The 16,960-nt window shown below is 74.8% G+C and carries 15 protein-coding genes and 2 pseudogenes; 6 read left to right on the forward strand and 11 right to left on the reverse strand.

The window, feature by feature from the left end; all coding sequences use genetic code 11:
- From RKE29_RS18315 to RKE29_RS18330, 4 genes and pseudogenes are all read right to left on the reverse strand, one after another.
- Positions 1-197: pseudogene (locus RKE29_RS18315) on the reverse strand (hypothetical protein); the annotation flags it as partial.
- Between the two features lie 230 nt (positions 198-427).
- Entirely contained in the window at positions 428-1,345 is a 918-nt protein-coding gene (locus RKE29_RS18320) for an N-acetylneuraminate synthase family protein (RefSeq protein ID WP_312006506.1), read from the reverse strand.
- Between the two features lie 128 nt (positions 1,346-1,473).
- Positions 1,474-2,685 (reverse strand): acylneuraminate cytidylyltransferase, encoded by a 1,212-nt coding sequence (locus RKE29_RS18325; protein WP_312006507.1) that lies wholly within the window; start codon positions 2,683-2,685, stop codon positions 1,474-1,476.
- Positions 2,686-2,753: 68 nt separating this feature from the next.
- On the reverse strand, positions 2,754-4,064 hold the full coding sequence (locus tag RKE29_RS18330; RefSeq protein ID WP_312006517.1) for a DUF6716 putative glycosyltransferase: 1,311 nt from the start codon (positions 4,062-4,064) through the stop codon (positions 2,754-2,756).
- 219 nt (positions 4,065-4,283) lie between these two features.
- Here RKE29_RS18330 and RKE29_RS18335 point away from each other — a divergent pair, with 219 nt between their 5' ends.
- From RKE29_RS18335 to RKE29_RS18350, 4 genes are all read left to right on the forward strand, one after another.
- On the forward strand, positions 4,284-5,261 hold the full coding sequence (locus tag RKE29_RS18335) for a glycosyltransferase family 2 protein (RefSeq protein ID WP_312006508.1): 978 nt from the start codon (positions 4,284-4,286) through the stop codon (positions 5,259-5,261).
- Positions 5,261-6,970 (forward strand): alpha-2,8-polysialyltransferase family protein, encoded by a 1,710-nt coding sequence (locus tag RKE29_RS18340; protein WP_312006509.1) that lies wholly within the window; start codon positions 5,261-5,263, stop codon positions 6,968-6,970. Before RKE29_RS18335 ends, RKE29_RS18340 begins: the two co-directional genes overlap by 1 nt.
- Positions 6,971-7,061: 91 nt before the next feature.
- Positions 7,062-7,223 carry a hypothetical protein gene (locus RKE29_RS18345; RefSeq protein ID WP_312006510.1) on the forward strand — a complete coding sequence of 54 codons (162 nt, stop codon included), beginning with the start codon at positions 7,062-7,064 and terminating at the stop codon, positions 7,221-7,223.
- Between the two features lie 80 nt (positions 7,224-7,303).
- Positions 7,304-8,437: an acyltransferase gene (locus RKE29_RS18350; RefSeq protein WP_312006518.1), complete on the forward strand. Its 1,134-nt coding sequence runs from the start codon at positions 7,304-7,306 to the stop codon at positions 8,435-8,437.
- 59 nt (positions 8,438-8,496) lie between these two features.
- On the opposite strand, the gene RKE29_RS18355 is transcribed toward RKE29_RS18350, so the two are convergent.
- The 5 genes and pseudogenes from RKE29_RS18355 to RKE29_RS18375 all read right to left on the reverse strand — a co-directional run bounded on the left by RKE29_RS18355 (position 8,497) and on the right by RKE29_RS18375 (position 12,124).
- Positions 8,497-9,024 (reverse strand): hypothetical protein, encoded by a 528-nt coding sequence (locus RKE29_RS18355; RefSeq protein WP_312006511.1) that lies wholly within the window; start codon positions 9,022-9,024, stop codon positions 8,497-8,499.
- Positions 9,025-9,152: 128 nt separating this feature from the next.
- Positions 9,153-9,896: a TetR/AcrR family transcriptional regulator C-terminal domain-containing protein gene (locus tag RKE29_RS18360; RefSeq protein WP_312006519.1), complete on the reverse strand. Its 744-nt coding sequence runs from the start codon at positions 9,894-9,896 to the stop codon at positions 9,153-9,155.
- Positions 9,876-10,061, reverse strand: a pseudogene (locus RKE29_RS18365) (TetR family transcriptional regulator); the annotation flags it as partial. The pseudogene RKE29_RS18365 and the gene RKE29_RS18360, both read right to left, overlap by 21 nt.
- A gap of 162 nt (positions 10,062-10,223) precedes the next feature.
- Positions 10,224-11,627, reverse strand: a complete 1,404-nt coding sequence (locus tag RKE29_RS18370; RefSeq protein ID WP_312006512.1) for a gluconate:H+ symporter — start codon at positions 11,625-11,627, stop codon at positions 10,224-10,226.
- Positions 11,624-12,124: a gluconokinase gene (locus RKE29_RS18375; protein WP_312006520.1), complete on the reverse strand. Its 501-nt coding sequence runs from the start codon at positions 12,122-12,124 to the stop codon at positions 11,624-11,626. The genes RKE29_RS18370 and RKE29_RS18375 overlap by 4 nt, the downstream gene beginning before the upstream one ends.
- Positions 12,125-12,332: 208 nt before the next feature.
- Between RKE29_RS18375 and RKE29_RS18380 the strand changes: the two genes are divergently transcribed.
- Both RKE29_RS18380 and RKE29_RS18385 read left to right on the forward strand, forming a co-directional pair.
- Positions 12,333-13,058: an FCD domain-containing protein gene (locus tag RKE29_RS18380; RefSeq protein WP_312006513.1), complete on the forward strand. Its 726-nt coding sequence runs from the start codon at positions 12,333-12,335 to the stop codon at positions 13,056-13,058.
- A gap of 183 nt (positions 13,059-13,241) precedes the next feature.
- Positions 13,242-14,267 carry an alpha/beta hydrolase gene (locus RKE29_RS18385; RefSeq protein WP_312006514.1) on the forward strand — a complete coding sequence of 342 codons (1,026 nt, stop codon included), beginning with the start codon at positions 13,242-13,244 and terminating at the stop codon, positions 14,265-14,267.
- 62 nt (positions 14,268-14,329) lie between these two features.
- On the opposite strand, the gene RKE29_RS18390 is transcribed toward RKE29_RS18385, so the two are convergent.
- The gene (locus RKE29_RS18390; RefSeq protein WP_312006515.1) at positions 14,330-15,643 is read right to left on the reverse strand and encodes a hydrolase; all 1,314 of its coding nucleotides are present in this window, start codon (positions 15,641-15,643) and stop codon (positions 14,330-14,332) included.
- 116 nt (positions 15,644-15,759) lie between these two features.
- Positions 15,760-16,875 (reverse strand): PP2C family protein-serine/threonine phosphatase, encoded by a 1,116-nt coding sequence (locus tag RKE29_RS18395; protein WP_312006516.1) that lies wholly within the window; start codon positions 16,873-16,875, stop codon positions 15,760-15,762.
- Positions 16,876-16,960 lie beyond the last annotated feature (85 nt).

Here is a 16,960-nt window from a genome sequence, read left to right on the forward strand (position 1 = left end):
GCCGCAGCGGGGTCCGCCGCCCGAGAGGCCGCGCCGGGCACGGCGCCGGGCACCGCGCCGGAGCCGGGCGGCGGCCCGCCCGCCGCGCGGAGCGCGTCCGCGTGGGCCCACTCCAGGACGTTGAGCAGCTGGACGGGGCTCTCGACGAACGCGAGGGTGGCGGGGGGCTCGCCGGGCCCGGCGGCCGGTGCGCTCACGGCGGATGGCTCCTGAAGGTCTCGGCGACCGGCCGCCCCGGGGCCGGGGTGCGGCTCCCGGGAGCCGGGTCGCGGCGGAACGGTTCTCGGCGGTCGGGCCCGGGCCGGTTCCGGCGGTCGGGCCCCGGGCGGTTTCCGGGGGCCGGGTCCCGGGCGGTCCCGGCGGTCGGGCAGGGCCTTCGGCCGGTCGCCGGTCCGGTGTGCGCCGGACCGGCGACCGGCCCGCGGGCCTACTCGGCGGCGGCCTCGCGCTCGGCGACGACGCCCGCGACCCGGCGCAGCTTCTTCATCGGGCCCAGCTCGCTGTCGTACACCCGCTTGACGCCGTCGCCCAGCGACTCCTCCACCACGCGGATGTCGCGCACGAGCCGCTGGAGGCCCTGCGGCTCGACGGAGGCGGCCTGGTCGGAGCCCCACATGGCGCGGTCCAGGGTGATGTGCCGCTCGATGAAGACGGCGCCGAGGGCGACCGCGGCGAGGGTGGTCTGGAGGCCGGTCTCGTGGCCGGAGTAGCCGATCGGCACGTTCGGGTACTCGGCCTGGAGCGTGTTGATGGCGCGCAGGTTCAGCTCGGCGGCCTTGGCCGGGTAGGTCGAGGTCGCGTGGCACAGCAGGATGTTGTCGCTGCCCAGCACCTCCACCGCGTGCCGGATCTGGCGCGGCGTGGACATGCCGGTGGACAGGATGACCGTACGGCCGGTGGCGCGCAGGGCGCGCAGCAGCTCGTCGTCGGTCAGCGACGCGGACGCCACCTTGTGGGCCGGCACGTCGAACTTCTCCAGGAAGGCGACGGCCTCGGTGTCCCACGGGGAGGCGAACCAGGCGATGCCGCGCTTCGTGCAGTGCTCGTCGATCGCCCGGTACTCGTCCTCGCCGAACTCGACGCGGTGCCGGTAGTCGATGTAGGTCATCCGGCCCCAGGGGGTGTCGCGCTCGATGTCCCACTGGTCGCGCGGGGTGCAGATCTCCGGGGTGCGCTTCTGGAACTTGACCGCGTCACAGCCCGCGTCGGCGGCCACGTCGATCAGCTTGAACGCGTTCTCCAGGTCGCCGTTGTGGTTGATGCCGATCTCACCGGTGACGTAGACCGGGCGACCGGGGCCGACGATCTTGTCGCCGAGGGTGCGGAGGCGGATGTCGGAGCTCACGTGAAACCTTTCGAGATAACTTTTCGGGCGGGTCCGCGGGGGGTCCGCGGACGGTTGCCTATAGCCGAACGGGTCGTCGGGCTGCTGGGCGCGCGGCCGGGCGGGCCGCCTGGATGACGGGCGTCGATCTAGGACAGTTCCTTTCCGAGGAGCCACGAGGCGATCTCGCGGATCGCCCCGAAGCCTCCGGGCGCGGTGGTGACCGCGCGCGCGGCACCGCGCACCACATCGTGCGCGCTCGCCACCGCTACTGGCCAGCCGACCAGGTCAAAGCACGAAAGGTCGTTCACGTCGTTGCCGGCGTAGAGCACCCGCTCGGGCGCCACGCCCTGCTCCTCGCACCACTGCTTGAGCGCGAGGTCCTTGCGGTCGATGCCGTGCAGCACGGGCACCTGGAGCTTGCGGGCCCGGGCCGCCACGACCGGGTTCTTCTCCGTGGAGAGGATCAGCAGCTTCAGGCCGGCCCGGCGCAGCGCGGCGGTCCCGAGGCCGTCGCCGCGGTGCACGGCGACCAGCTCGCGCCCCTCGGAGTCGATCAGCACCCGGTCGTCGGTCTGGGTGCCGTCGAAGTCCAGCACGACCGCGTCCACGTCCTCGCGGGTGGGCAGCGCGCCGGCGCGGGGCCCGTCCAGCAGCGGCGCGAGCGCGCGGGCCCGGTCGAGGTCGTGCGGATCGTCTATCTCCAGCACGCGGGCCGGGTCGGTGCGCACCAGGGCCGTACGGCCGAAGAAGCGGTGCTTCTCGGCGCGGAAGCCGGGCACGCGCATGGCGTAGGCCGCGCCGGTCTCCAGCAGGTCCTGCGGGCGGTCCTGGCGGCGCGGCCGGTAGGACTTGTCGTGGTTGACGCCGAAGCCGCCGCCTCCTTCGTCTCCGCCGGCCCCGTCGGCGCCGTCCCGCCACACGAAGCCGTGGAACGCGGCGACGGTCAGCGCGGTGTCCGCGCCGTCGTCCAGCACCGCGGCGGCCACGCCGTCCACGTCGTCGCGGGTGAGGAACGGGCTGGTGCACTGCACGAGCAGCACCACGTCGGCCGGGGCGCCGCTCATGGCCTCGTACGCGTCCAGGGCGTGCAGCACCGCGGCCTCGCTGGTGGCGGTGTCGCCGGCGATGGTCGGCGGGCGGTGCACGACCTCGGCGCCCGCGCCGCGCGCGGCGGCGGCGATGCCGGCGTCGTCGGTGGACACCACCACGTCGGTCACCAGGCGGCCGGCGAGGCACTCGCGCACGGCGCGCGCGACGATCGGCACGCCCCCCACCGCGGCGAGGTTCTTGGCGGGCACGCCCTTGGACCCGCCGCGGGCGGGGATCACGGCGAGCACGCGCCGTTCGGAGGGGGGCATGGCGGCTCCTTCGGTGGTTCTGTCCGGGCCGCCGCGCGGGTCGTTCGCCGCGCGGGCGGCTCGGCCGGTCACAAATCTCCCATGCGGCGGATGACGGGGGCCACCCGCTGCACGCCGTGCCGGTAGGCGCCACGCGCCGCCTCGCGGACGGTGTTGCGCACGGCCCTCCGCAGGCCGCTGACCTCGGTGTCGGCGGCCACCGCACCGGGCCGGGGCCGCCCGTCGGGCGTCAGGCCGTAGCGGGCGAGCACGCCGGGGAGGTAGCCGGGTGCGGTGACGCGAGTGTAGTAGGGCGCGGGGGCCGGGAGCGCGTCGGCGGCGGCCAGGGAGAGCACCCGCTCGCGCGCGGCGTCGAAGGCCGTCTCGTACGCGCCGTCGGTGGCCACGCCCTGCCGGGCGACCCACGCGGGGTCGGGCTTGGGCAGCAGGCCGTCGTCGAGCTGGTCCCAGGAGGCCAGGCAGCCGGAGCCGAGGAAGTGGTGGTTGCCCAGGGCCTCGCGGATGCCGAGGTCGGTGAGGACGGCGGTGGGGATGCCGCGGTGCAGGGACTCCAGGGCGGCCGTGGAGCTGACGGTGACCAGCAGGTCGGCGGCGTCCAGCACCTCACCCATGTTGCCGTAGGCGAGCCGGAAGTTGGGCGGTACGTCCGTGAGCTTGTCGACCAGCTTCTGGTACGGCAGCTCCTCGATGTGCGTGGTGTGCTCGCCGGGCTTGCTGCGCAGCTTGACCAGGACCTCCCGGTCCGGGTACCTGCGGGCGTGGCCGACGGCGCGCTGGAGCAGGTAGAGGCGGTCGGCGCGGGTGGCGGGCACGGACGGCTGGACGGCGAAGACCACGGTGCCGCCCTGGTAGCGCCGCCGCAGCCGGGCCCGCTCGTCGTAGGGGGCGCCGCCGAGGAAGGGCAGGGCGCACTCGACCACGGCGGACGGGTCGGCGCCCACGCCCTGGTAGACGTCGCGGAAGCGGTCGGCGTCGTGGGCGGAGTTGGCCAGCACGACGTCGGCGCCGTGGCGCAGCAGCAGGCCGTCGGCCAGCTTCTCGTAGACCACGCCCACGTAGCCGGTGACCACGACCGGGCGGCGCCCCGGCGTGCGCTCCCACGTTCGGGCGAGGCCGTGCAGCATGGCCTGGACGGCGCCGCCCACGCAGGACAGGATGATCACGTCGCAGTGCTCGCGGTCCACGCTGGTGACGAACTCCACACCCGTGACCTCCCGCAGCGAGTCGGCGCGCACGCCGACCTCGGTCAGCTGGCGGACGGTGGGGGTGGCGCGGCCACGCAGCAGGTAGCCGTCGAGGATGCGGCCCGACTGGTCCGGTACGAGGCGCTGGGCGGTCAACGCGCCCCATTTCCACCGGGTGTCGGAGTCGGCGAGCACGGCGACTCGCAGAGGTGAAGGGAAAGAGGGCACGCATCGACGCTAGGAAGAGTTTGCAATGAGTGACCCAACCCAAGGTAAAGATACGGTTAACAGAGAGTCGACTGTCGGCAAACAGCTACGATGGGTTCCCATGTTCACCGTTCCGCCACGCTTCGTTCACATTTACTTTTCACAACGGCCATACACGGCGCCGAGCGGGGCCCTACGGTGACCCGGGTGGTAAAGCTCTCCGTCATCGTGCCGTTCTACAACGTGCAGACATATGCCCCGGATACCCTCAGAAGCCTCGCGGCGAACGCGCGCGACGACTTCGAGTTCGTCCTCGTCGACGACTGCTCGACCGACGGCACACCGGAGATCCTGGAGCGCGCCGAGCGCGAGCTGCCCGGCGCCCGGCTCGTGCGCCACCAGCAGAACGGCGGGCTGGCCACCGCCCGCAACACCGGCCTGGACGCGGCCCGCGGCGAGTACCTGACCTTCCTGGACGGCGACGACTGGCTCGCCCCCGGCTACTACCCCCGGCTGCTGTCCGCCATCGAGGACCTGGGCGTCGACTTCGTCCGCACCGACCACGTCCAGTGCACCGTCCGCAACCGGCAGATCTTCCGAGTCCCCCACGGCCGGCGCAACACCGTGCTCGACCCGCGCGCCGCCATCCTGCCCGCCGACCGCTCCACCTGCGTCGACTACGCGTACGCGTGGGCGGGCATCTACCACCGGCGGCTGGCCGACGACGGCCTGCTGCACTTCCGCGACGGCCTGCGCACCGCCGAGGACCGGCCCTGGATCTGGCGGCTGCACCGCAGGGCGCGCACCTTCGCCGTCGTCGGCCTGCTCGGCGTCTACTACCGCCGCGGCGTCGCCTCCTCCCTCACGCAGATCGGCGACGTGCGGCAGCTGGACTTCATCCGCGCGTTCGACCAGGTGATCGAGGAGACCGCGCAGGACGAAGAGGCGGCCAAGCTGCTGCCCAAGGCCATCCGTACCTACCTCGCGATCATCTCCCACCACCTCGGCAACATCGAAAGGTTCGAACCGGCAGTGGCCCGCAGGCTCCGCTCCCTGTCCGCGGCGGCGATGAAGCGCATGCCGCAGGACCTCCTCCGGGACGCCCTGGACTCCATGGACTACGAGCGCGCGGCCCGGCTGCGGCGCGTGCGGCGGCGCCCGGTGGGCGCGGAGGTGGCCGTCTGATGTCCGTCCCTCCCGCCACCCCCGCCCCCGACGCGGCCTCCCCCGGCGCGACGTCCCCCGACGCGGCCTCCTCCGGCACGGCGTCTCCCGGCGCGGCGTCTCCCGGCGCGGCCCCTCCCGGCGCGGCCCCTCCCGGCGCGGCCCCTCCCGGCGCGGCCTCCCCCGGCGCCGGAGTCTTCGGCTCGCCGGTGCCCCCGGCCGCCGCCGCGCCCGCCCGTACCGGCTCCGGCCGTCGGCGCACNTCCCCCGGCGCCGGAGTCTTCGGCTCGCCGGTGCCCCCGGCCGCCGCCGCGCCCGCCCGTACCGGCTCCGGCCGTCGGCGCACCCAGATCTTCCTCGCCTCGACCCTCTACGGCGTCGCCACCCTCGCCGCCGCCCTCGACGCGGGCTGCTTCGACCGGGCCGACCGCCGCATCCTGCTGGTCAGCAACAACGCCGCCACGCCCGAGATCGCCCCGGCCCTGGACGAGATGCCCGGCTTCGACCGGCTGCGCGGCCGCTTCGACACCGTGCTGTCCTGGAACGAGGCCATCAGCCCCTTCCACCCGGGCGGCTGGAACCCCCGCGCCGACGACGCGCCCCTGTGGGAGCGTTACCTGCGCATGCTGTGGGGCCTGGGCGACGACGACGTGGAGCTGGCGCTGGAGTCCATCCAGGTCGTGCCCGCCACGGCGGTCGCGGCCGTCTTCCTGGACGCGCCCGTGGACGTCTACGCCGACGGCCTGATGAGCTACGGCCCCACCCGCAACAAGCTCGACCCGCTCATCGGCACCCGCATCCGCCGCCTGCTGCACCTGGACCTGGTGCCGGGGCTGCGGCCGCTGCTGCTGACCGAGTTCGGCGTCGAGCCGCAGATCGTGCCCTCCGACACCTTCGCCAAGGTGCTCGCCGAGGTGGCCGACGCCGCGCCGCGCGCCGTGGTCTCCGCCAGCGAGCGGATCGCCACCGGCGAGGGCCCGGCCCTGCTGCTGGGCCAGTACCTGTCCGCGCTGGACATCCTCACTCCGCAGGAGGAGGAAGAGCTGCACGTGCGGATGCTGCGCGGCGTCGTCGCGCTCGGCCACCGCTCGGTCGTCTTCAAGCCGCACCCCACCGCGCCCGCCCGCTGGTCGCGCATGCTGGAGAAGGAGGCCGGCCGGCTCGGCGCCGAGCTGACCGTGCTCGACTCGCCCGTGCTGGCCGAGGTGCTCTACCAGCGGATGCGCCCGGCGCTGGTGGTCGGCTGCTTCTCCACCGCGCTGCTGACCGCGCGGGTCTTCTACGGGCTGCCCGCGGCCCGGGTCGGCACCGAGGTGCTGCTGGAGCGCCTGGCGCCGTACCAGAACAGCAACCGCGTCCCGGTCACCATCGTGGACGCGCTGCTGCCCGACCTGGCCGACCACAAGGCCGTGGCCGCCGCGGCCAAGGCCCCGGCCGGCACCGACGAGCGGGCGGGCAACGCCCTGAACGGCCTGGTCACCGCGGTCGGCTTCGCGATGCAGTCGCAGATCTACCCGCACCTGCGCGCCGCCGCCGAGGACTACCTGTCCACCCAGCTGGACGCGCACACCTGGCGGTACTTCAAGCGCCGCCGGCTGACCTCGCTCGCCCTGCCGGGCGCGGTACCCTCCCAATTGGCGTTTATCCCCCGCAACGACACGGTGCGGCGGGTCGCGCGCCGGGCTCGCGCCATCAAGCGGGCCACGTTGAAGAAATCAGCGACGGGATGAGCTACCCGGGATGAAACACCACATACGACGCGTCCCCGGCCTCGCTCGCGCGGCTCGCGGACGCCGTGACACGCACGGCGCGCAGGACCCGGTGCCCGCCATACGGACCCGCGCCACGGCCTCGTACGCCACCGGCTCCCGCTCCGCAGGCCCGTACGCCACGGGCCCGTACGCCATCGGCGCGTACGCCGCCGGCCCGCGCTCCGCGGGTGCGGCGCGCGCGGCGCTCCGGGTGAGCGAGGGGGCCGCGTGAGCGCGACAGCGGGGGCGCCCCCCGAGCCCGCCGCCGGGCTGGAGGGCGAAGGCGACGAGGCGGCGATACGCACCGCGGCGCTGCCCGCGCCGCGCACGGCGGACGGCGGACAGCCCGCCGCCCGCAGGAAGGCCCCCGCGCCCCGGCTGCGCGCCCTGGACGGGCTGCGGCTGCTGGCGGCGCTCATGGTGGCCTGCTACCACTACGGCGGGCGCGGCGGGGAGATCAGCGAGTCGTGGGGCACCTCCCCGCGGCACGTCTTCCCCACCGCGTCCGAGTACTTCGCCTACGGCTGCCTCGGCGTCCAGATCTTCTTCGTGATCAGCGGCTTCGTCATTGCCTTCAGCGGCTGGGGGCGCTCGCTGCGGGACTTCTTCGCCTCCCGCGTGGCCCGCCTCTTCCCCGCCTACTGGGCGGCGATCATCCTGGTCACCGTCGTGTTCGCGCTGCCCTGGGTGACGTTCGCGTCCGTCGGCATGAGCGACACGCTGGTGAACTTCACGATGCTCCAGCAGCCGCTCGGCGCGGACCGGGTGCTCGGCGTGTGCTGGACGCTCTGGGCCGAGCTGCGGTTCTACGCCCTCTTCGCGCTCTTCGTCGTCCTGCCGGGCGCGAACCGGCAGCGCGTGGTGCTGTTCTGCGCGGTGTGGACGCTGGCCGCGGCCATGACGCAGGGCCTGGACGAGCCGATGCTGAACATGGTCCTGATGCCGGACTACGCGCCGTTCTTCATCGGCGGTATCGGCCTGTACCTGGTCCACCGCTACGGGCACGACGCGCTGTCCTGGGGGATCGTGGCCATCAGCTTCCTGATCGGCCAGCACTTCGCGGTGGCCGGGCTGTGGCACGAGCCCAACCCGCACTTCTTCTCCTACCGCTCGGTGGGCGGCATCATCGCGGTCGTCGCCTTCGGGTACGTGGCGGTGGCCGCCGCCGCGCTCGGCTGGCTGCGGTGGGCGAACTGGGGCTGGCTGACCACCGCGGGCGCCCTCACCTACCCGTTCTACCTGGTGCACGAGCACCTGGGCTGGGTGGTGGTGAAGGCGCTCCACCGGACCTTCGACGTCCCGGCGTACGCGACGTTCGCGCTGACGATCGTGGCCATGCTGGTGCTGGCGTGGCTGATCCACCAGCTGGTGGAGCGGCGGCTGACGCCGGTGCTGAAGCGGTCGCTGACCGCGCCGAAGCGCGGGCGGGCGGCCACCGCCGCCTGACGGCCCTCCTGACACGCCCGGGTGCCGGGCCGCCCGTCGTCGGCGGCCCGGCACCGGCGTCAGCGGCCCGGCACGGGCGATCCGGCCGCCCGGCCGTCCAGACCCTCGGGCCCGTCGAGCCCGTCCAGGTCGTCGAGGTCGTCGAGGCTGTCGAGCCCGTCGAGGTCGTCCAGGCCGTCCAGCAGGTTCAGGGCGGCGCGGCGGTCGCGCTCCCGCCGCTCGACGTCCTCGGCGCCGTCGCCGGTCGCGGCCACGCGCGGGCAGGCGGGGCAGCGCCACCGGTCGAACCAGCCGGCGGGCGGCGGCTCCATCGGCACGTCGCAGTGCGGGCAGCGCACGGTCACCGCCTCCACGCGGCCGCAGAACGCGCACACCCACACCGGGCCGTCCGCGTCGCGCTGCTGCCACATGGTGCGCCGGCAGTCGGGGCAGCCGGTGGTGCCGATGCCGAACGAGCCCATGACGGGCGGCTCGGGGGTGGCGTTGGCGTACTCGATGAGGCGCGCACGCTCCAGGGGACCGACGCTGCCGGCCATCCGGAGCAGGCGCGCGGCCCGGGAACGGGCCTCTTCGGCGAATTCGGTCATCGGCCCAGAAGCGTACGCGGATCCGGCCGTCTCTCTCAGCCCGTTGGCCACATCGGTCCGTCCGGCCCGGCCCGTCCCGTACGCCCCGTCAGGGCCCGTACGGCGCCGGCGTGCCCGTAAGACGGCGGTCAGCCCTGGCTCCCAGGGCGGGCCGGCGGGTCCGCGGGGGTGAACAGGGTCGCCTCGATGCCCGCGACGATGGTGCGCAGCCCCTCCTCGAACCGGGCCTCGAAGTCGCCGAACAGGTCGGCGCCCACGCCGGCGGCCAGCGGAAAGTCCACGCGCAGCCGCCGCCCGCGCTCCTCCACGTCGATGCCGCTGCCGGGCTCGCCGGGCCGCCCGGTCACGGCCTGCTCCTCGATCACGAAGCCGATGGTGAAGGCGAAGGCGACGAAGAAGGCGCGGGCGGCGCCGCTCGGCGAGAAGCCCGAGGCCACGAACGCCCGCAGGTGGGCCTCTATGACCGGGGCGTGGTCGGTGCCGGTGAAGCAGGTGCCGCTGAAGACCTTGGCGCCGTCGCGGTAGCCGAGCAGCATGCGGCGCAGCCGGTGGTGGACCGCGAGGATCTGCTCCTGCCAGGCGAGCGGGGTGACGGGTGTGATGGTGCGCGCGGGGGGCGCGGGATGCGGGGCGAGCGCCGCACGGGATGTGCTCGCGCCCTCGCGCGGGCTCCTCGCGCGCGGCGGCGGGCGGTGCGGGCCGACCATTCGCGGGCCGACCGCCTGCGGGCCGGCCATCTGCGGGCCGGCGCCCTGCGGTCGGGCTGCCTGCGGTCCGGCCGCCTGCGGTCCGGCCGCCTCGCCCGGCAGCCCGGCCAGCAGGCCCTCGGCCGCCATGTCCCGGGCCATGCCGCGGAACATGGCGGTGGCCATCTCGTCCAGCAGCTCCTGCTTGTTCTTGAAGTGCCAGTAGAGGGCGGGGGCCTGGACGTGCAGTTCCTTGGCGATCCGGCGCAGGGTGAGCCCGTCCAGACCCACCTCGTTCAGCAGCCGCAGGGCGGTGTTCACCACGATGGTGCGATCCAGTCGCGTCGGCATGCGTGCCATCGTTCCCGCTCCGTGGCCCACTTGACAATTTAACGTCATTAAGCGGAGCGTGCCGGGGACAGGGGGATCGACACGTACGGGGCCGGGGCGCGGCCCGGGACGGGGAGCCGCGCCCCGGACTCCGGCCCCCCGGACTACAGCACCAGCGACGGACTACAGCACCAGCGACAGCAGCAGCACGAACCCGAGCGAGACGACGGAGATGACCGTCTCCATCACCGACCAGGTCTTCACCGTCTGCCCGACGCTCATCCCGAAGTACTCCTTGACCAGCCAGAACCCCGCGTCGTTGACATGGCTGAAGAACAGCGAGCCGCCGCCGACGGCCAGCACCAGCAGCGCGGCGTGCGCGGTGCTCATGTCGGCGGCCAGCGGGGCCACCAGGCCCGCGGCGGAGATGGTGGCCACGGTCGCCGAGCCGGTGGCCAGCCGGATGCCGACCGCGATCAGCCAGCCGAGCAGCAGCGCGGAGACGTGCCAGTCCTCGGAGACGTCCAGGATCATGTCGCCGACGCCGATGTCGATGAGGGTCTGTTTGAAGCCGCCGCCCGCGCCGACGATCAGCAGGATCCCGGCGATCGGCGCGAGGCCCGTCTCCACGGTCGCCGACAGCCGCTCCCGGCCGAAGCCGGCCGCCCGGCCGAGGGTGACCATGCCCACCAGTACGGCCGCGAGCAGGGCGACCAGCGGCGCGCCGACCACGTCGGCGACCCGCTGCACGTGGTTGTCCGGGTCGTCGACCACGATGTCGGCGAGCGCCTTGCCGAGCATGAGCACCACCGGCAGCAGCACGGTGGCCACGGTGGCGGCGAAGCCGGGCCGCCGCTCGGGCGGTGCGGCGGGCCGTTCGGGGGTGAGCGCGGCGGGCGGGGCTATGTCGACCCAGCGGGCGGCCAGCCGGGAGAAAAGCGGCCCGGCGATCACCAGCGTCGGCACGCCGACGAGCACGCCGAGCGCGAGCGTGACGCCCAGGTTGGCGCCGACCGCGTCGATGGCGGCCAGCGGCCCGGGGTGCGGCGGCACCAGGCCGTGCATGACGGACAGTCCGGCCAGCGCGGGAATGCCGATGCGCATCAGCGAGTAGCCGCCGCGCCGGGCGACCAGCAGCACCACCGGCACCAGCAGCACGATGCCGACCTCGAAGAACAGCGGCAGCCCGATGACGCCCGCGATCAGCGCCATGGCCCACGGCATGGACCGGCCGCCCGCGCGGGCGAGGATCGTCTCCACGATCTGGTCGGCGCCGCCGGAGTCGGCGAGCAGCCGGCCGAGGACCGCGCCGAGCGCGATGAGCACGCCCACGCCGGCGACGGTGGAGCCGAGCCCGGCGGTGAAGCTTGCGATCACCTTGTCCAGCGGCGCGCCCGCGGCGGCGCCCAGCACCAGCGAGCCGACCGTCAGCGCCAGGAAGGCGTGCAGCCGCAACCGGGTGATGAGCAGGACGATGACGGCGATACCGGCCAGCACGGCCAGCCCGAGGTGGGCGTGGCTCGCGGAGGTGATCGGGTCGGCGGCGTCCGCCGCCAGCGCGCGGGCCCCGGGCCCGTACGCTCTCACGACCGCCTCGCGCAGGCGGTGCGCAGCGCGTCGGCGGCCCGCGCGGCGATCGTCTCCGGCTCCGGCGCGATGTCCAGCGCGGTGCCGGGCTCGTCGGGCTGGAGCGGTTCGAGGGTGGCGAGCTGGGAGTCCAGCAGCCGGGCGGTCATGAAGTGGCCCTTACGGGCCGCCATCCGGCCGGCGATCAGCTCGCGCTCGCCCGTCAGGTGCAGGAAGCACAGGCCGGGGGCGGCGGCGCGCAGCCGGTCGCGGTAGGCGCGCCGCAGCGCGGAGCAGCTGACGACCCCGCCGGGGCGGCCCGGCCGCGAGTGGTCGCGCGCCCAGGCCCCGATGGCGTCGAGCCAGGGCCAGCGGTCGGCGTCCTCCAGCGGGGTGCCGGCCGACATCTTGGCGATGTTGGCCGGGGGGTGGAAGTCGTCGGCGTCGGCGTAGGGCACGCCCAGGTCCTCGGCGAGCAGTGCGCCGACCGTGGACTTGCCCGTACCGGAGACCCCCATGACGACGGCGACCTCAGGGGTGTTCTTCGACACCTCGCTGCCCTCCTGATGTGGCTGGAGCCTGTCTTCTTCGACTGCGGCCGCGGCCCGGTGTCCGCAGGGGTCCGGCCGTGGGAGCCACCGGCCACCAAACCCCATTGATACGACTTATTCAAGTGTCGGCGACGTAAAAGTCATACATATTTGCTGTGAGCCGTAGGCTGAGCCCATGTCCGCCCAGCAACCCCCTCCCCAGTCCGCTCCCGATCGAGGACTGCACGCGCGCGTGCTGGCGGCCCTCGGGCCCGCGATCACGGCAGGCGAGTACCCGCCCGGCACGGTGCTGCGCACCGACGAGCTGGAACGGCGCTTCGCGGTCTCCCGCACGGTCGTCCGCGAGGCCGTACGGGTCCTGGAGTCCATGCACCTGGTGGAGTCCCGCCGCCGGGTCGGGGTGACCGTGCGGGAGGCCGACGCCTGGAACGTCTTCGACCCCCAGGTCATCCGCTGGCGCCTGGCCGGCCCCGACCGGCCCCGCCAGCTGCGCTCGCTGACCGTGCTGCGCTCCGCCGTCGAACCGGCCGCCGCCGCCCTGGCCGCCGCGCACGCCACCCCGGCCCAGTGCGCCGAACTGACCGAGCAGGCCCTGGGCATGGTCGCCACCTCGCGCGGGCAGCGTCTCGACGCCTACCTGGTGCACGACATCGCCTTCCACCGGGTGATCCTCAAGGCGTCGGGCAACGAGATGTTCGCGCGGCTGGCGGACGTGGTCGCCGCCGTGCTCACCGGCCGCACCGAACACGACGTGATGTTCACCGACCCCGACCCGGAGGCGGTCACCCTGCACGTGCGGGTCGCGGAGGCCGTACGGGCGCGGGACGCGGCGCGCGCGGAGGGCTACACGCGCGAGATCACCGAGGGCGCGATGCGGGAGCTGGACGTCCTGGCCCCGTGACCGCGGCGGCTTCGGCGGGAGCGTACGGGCAGGGGAACGTACGGGCGCGGACCGGCACAGGCGCGCGAACGGTGCAGGCGCGAACGGGCGTCCGTACGGGAACGCCCCGCGCGGGCCGCCCGTTTGCCCTACCGTCGGTACCCGACCGTACCGCCCCAGCGCCCGCCCCCAGGGAGGCCCCCCGTGACCACGGCGAACACCCCGAACCCCACGCCGGCCCTCGCCGGAGTCACCCACCGCGACATCGAGGTGAACGGCGTCCGGCTGCACATCGCCGAGCAGGGCGAGGGCCCGCTCGTGCTGCTACTGCACGGCTTCCCCGAGTGCTGGTACTCCTGGCGCCACCAGTTCGCGCCGCTGGCCGCGGCCGGATACCACGTCGTGGCCCCCGACCAGCGCGGCTACGCCCGCAGCGCGCAGCCCGAGGACGTCGGCGCCTACACCCTGCCGCACCTGACCGGCGACGTGATCGGCCTGATCCACGCGCTGGGCGAGGAACGGGCCGTGGTCGTCGGCCACGACTGGGGCGCGCCCGTCGCCTGGGCCACGGCCCTGCTGCGCCCGGACGTGGTGCGCGGCGTGGCCGGCCTGAGCGTGCCCCCGGTGCCGCCCGCGTTCCTCGCCCCCACGGCCCTGTCCCGCGCGACGTACGGGGACGGCTTCTACCAGCTGTACTTCCAGCAGCCGGGGGTCGCGGACGCGGAGTTCGCGCGGGATGTCGCCAGCACCTTCCGCCGCGTGCTCCACAGCGGCTCGGGGGACAACCCGGCCCAGGCGAACCCGCGCCCGTGGGTGGTCCCGGAGGGCCGGACCATCACGGACACCATCCCGGAGCCCCAGGCCCTGCCCGGCTGGTTCACCGAGGAGGACGTGCGGACCTTCGCCCGCGAGTTCGCCGGGCACGGCGACCGCGCCTTCACCGGCGGGCTCAACTGGTACCGCAACATCGACCGCAACTGGGAACTGCTCGCGGCCTTCAACGGCGCCAGGATCCAGCCGCCCGCCCTGTTCGTGGTCGGCGACCGCGACATGGTCGTCGCCCTCGGCGGCGGCCCCCAGGCCATCCTGGACCTGGCCGCCCAGAACGCGCCGAACCTGCGCCGCACGGTGGTCCTGCCGGGCTGCGGCCACTGGACCCAGCAGGAGCGGCCGGACGAGGTGAACGCGGCGCTGCTGGACTTCCTGGCGGGGCTGGACGCGGAGGGCTGACCAGAGCCCTGCGGAGGGCGGCCGGGGGCGCGCCCCGGCCGCCCCCGGCCCGCCGGCGCGCCTCAGCGCACGAACCGCACCTCGGGGTACCGGCCCGAGGGCCCGTCCAGCAGGCCGCCGTCGCCGCGGCCGCGCAGCCAGCGGTCGAAGAAGGCCGTGACGTACGCCCGCTGCGCGGCGACCGCGCGGTCGGCCGGGACCGTGCCGACGAGTCCGGTCACCACCTCCCGGCCGAGGCCGAGCCGGCGGGCGATCTGCGGCACCGCCGAGGCGGCGTCGGTGTACGTGGCGTGGGCGGCGCCGAGCAGGGTGAGGTCCCGGTGCCAGCCGGTGCTGTGCTTCCACAGGCCGCCCCAGGACGGGATGGTGTGGTGGTCGTCGCCCTCCATGCCCATGAGGAGCACCGGGCGGTCCACGCCCTCCGTGGCGGCCGACGAGGGGTTGGCCGGGTCCTTGTCGTCCTGGACGTACGCCAGCACGCCGTCGAGGTTCACGGCGGCCTTCAGGCGGCGGTCGACGTGCATCGTCTGCACGGCGGTGAAGCCGCCCGCCGACTGCCCGGCCATGCCGATCCGGTCCAGGTCCAGCGCGCCCTCGCAGCCCCGCGGGCCCAGCGGCCCGCGCGGGCCGGGCAGGCCGCGCTCCAGCTCGTCCAGGACGAACGCGGTGTCCTTCACCCGCTCGTCGGAGACCTTGAACAGCAGCTCCGGAATCCGCTCGTGCTCCTTCGCCTCCGCGAACTCCTTCAGCATGACGGTCTTCTCCACCCGGCGGCCGGGGAACTCCACCGCCGTGGTCTCGAACGTGTGGTCCAGGACCACCACCACGTAGCCCTGGGAGGCCAGCTCGTCGGTGAGCGTGGTGCCCAGCGAGCCGGGGTCGACCACGCCCGGCGAGTACAGCACCACGGGCCACGGGCCGCCGCGCCGGTCCAGCGGCGCGCCGCAGTGGGCGAACGTGCGCGTGCCGGCCCAGTCGACCCGGCCCTTGGGGATGTCCTCGCCGAGGTTGTTCACCTCGTCGAAGCCGGCCGCCTCGCCGTCCGTCAGCTGCGGCGCGCGCGGGTGGCCCAGGGTGGTCAGCGCCGGGTAGCGGACGGTGACCATCAGCTCGCGCTCGGGCCGGTCGGCCCTCCAGGGGTCGGGCCGGGAGGGGTCGACCAGGTGCAGCCGGACGGTGCCGACGGGGTGCGGCCCGGTCGGGGCGGGCAGTTCCAGCCGCGCCCGCTCGTCCTGCCCGGCACGCTGTACGGAGCCACGCGCGGCCGCCGACGCCGGGCCCGTGCCGGGGACCGCCACCGCGCCGACGCCCGCCAGGGCCGCGCCGAGCAGCAGCCGACGGCGGCTCGGCCCGGGGCCGGATATCACTGTGTTCATGGAGCCGATCATTTCGGCCGAGTCCCGTCCGCCGCCATCCGGGTACCCCCCTGGATTTCGGGGGTCCGGGGTAGGGGTGGCCCCACCCCCGGCCGCCGCGGCAGGGCCCGCCGGCGTCACTCCAGGCGGCGGATCGCGATCATCGCCACGTCGTCGTCCAGGTGCCCGCCCGCGTGGGCGAGCAGGTCGTCGTGGACGCGGCGCACCAGGGTCGGCGGGTCGGCCTCGTACCAGGCGGCGGCCCGTTCGGCGAGCGGGTAGAAGGCGCCGTGCCGGTCGCGGGCCTCGATGACGCCGTCGGTGTACAGCAGCAGCGAGCCGCCCGGCTCGAAGCGGAACGTCTCGGCCGGGAAGCTCTCGTGGTACGGCAGGCCCAGGCCCAGCGGCAGCGCCGGGGCGGCCACGTCGAGGGCGGTGGCCGCGCCGTCGCGCAGCAGCAGCGGCGGCGGGTGGCCGCAGGTGACGAGGCTGATCAGCGGGCCGTCGTCGGGGATGTCCACCAGGGCGGCGGTGATGAACGACTCGCCGTCCTCCCGCACACCGTCCTCGGGGACGGTGGTGTTCCAGTGGACGGCCCGGTCCAGGTGCGCCACCAGGCCCGGCAGCGGCAGGCCGCGGTGGGCCGCGGCGCGGAAGGCGCCCATCAGCAGCGCGGCGTTGCCCACACCGGTCAGGCCCTTGCCGCGGACGTCGCCGATCATCACGCGCGTGCCGTTTCCGACCCGTACGGCCGCGTAGAGGTCGCCGCCGATCTGGGCCTCGGCCTCGGCCGCGACGTACACCGAGGCGATCAGCAGCGGGCCGACGCGCGGCGGCAGGGGGCGCAGCAGCGCGCGCTGGGCGGTCTCGGCCACGCTGCGCGCCCGGGTCAGCTCCCGCTCGCGCCGGTCGCGCGCGTAGCAGAAGACGACCACGAAGACGGACACCACGACCAGCCCGGCCAGCTGGGCCTGCTGGCCGGTCGCGCCCAGGCCGCCGTGCATCGAGGTGAGCGCGGTCTGCACGGCCACCGCGAGCGCGCCGATGCCCGCCGCCAGCGCGGGGCCGCCGACCGAGGCGCTAATCGCGGGAGCCGCGACGAGCAGCGGGGCGAGCTGGATGTCCGACGAGGTCACCAGGTCGACCAGGGCGATCAGCCCGATCAGCACGACCGGGACCGCGATCAGCGCGCGGCTCGGCGGCCGGGGCCGGCCGGGGCCGGGCCGGTAGCGCCGGAGCCCGCGGATCCGCATGGCGCTCGCCACCTCCCCTCACGCCCCCGGCGCCGCTGAGCGCCCTCGCGGCGCGCGGGGCGCCGCCGGACGCCGCCGGGCCGGC

The sequence above is a fragment of the Streptomyces sp. B1866 genome, assembly GCF_031932565.1.
GTDB lineage: Bacteria > Actinomycetota > Actinomycetes > Streptomycetales > Streptomycetaceae > Streptomyces.